Source organism: Vibrio sp. Vb1980 (genome assembly GCF_033338615.1).
Taxonomy (GTDB): Bacteria; Pseudomonadota; Gammaproteobacteria; order Enterobacterales; family Vibrionaceae; genus Vibrio; species Vibrio alginolyticus.
This window is the reverse complement of the sequence record NZ_JAWOSZ010000096.1, coordinates 1-646: the sequence shown is the minus strand read 5'-3', so window position 1 is coordinate 646 and position 646 is coordinate 1. Positions and strand designations below refer to the sequence as shown.

General features: G+C 57.0%; 1 protein-coding gene. It reads left to right on the top strand.

All coding sequences use genetic code 11. The features are described from left to right. A partial coding sequence (locus tag R7F64_RS23955; RefSeq protein ID WP_318072163.1) for a hypothetical protein occupies positions 1 to 619 on the top strand: 619 nt, incomplete at its 5' end. Positions 620 to 646: the final 27 nt, after the last annotated feature.

The following is a 646-nucleotide window of genomic DNA, read 5'->3' as shown; positions in this document are numbered from 1 at the left end:
AGATGATGTGCGGATGCTTTTGTGCGGACCTGGCCGAGCAGGAGGCGCCATCATGGGTGTTGACATTCGCCACAACAAGGACCGAAAGGTTCGGCGCAAGGAGCCCAAGAGCCAGGATATCTACCTGCGGCTGCTAGTCAAGCTGTACAGGTTTCTGGCCAGACGGACCAACTCCACCTTCAACCAGGTTGTGCTGAAAAGGTTATTTATGAGCCGAACTAACCGGCCACCTCTGTCCCTGTCCCGAATGATCCGGAAGATGAAGCTTCCTGGTCGGGAGAACAAAACTGCTGTGGTTGTGGGGACGATCACAGATGATGTGCGGATTCTGGAAGTGCCCAAGCTGAAGGTGTGTGCACTGAGGGTGAGCAGCCGGGCCCGAAGTCGGATCCTCAAGGCTGGGGGTAAGATCCTGACCTTCGACCAGCTGGCCCTGGAGTCTCCCAAGGGCAGGGGCACTGTGCTCTTGTCTGGTCCTCGGAAGGGCCGAGAGGTGTACCGACACTTTGGCAAGGCCCCAGGAACTCCACACAGCCACACCAAACCCTATGTCCGTTCCAAGGGCCGGAAGTTCGAGCGTGCCAGAGGCCGAAGGGCCAGCCGAGGCTACAAAAACTAACCCTGGCTCTTACTGTTAATAAAAAAG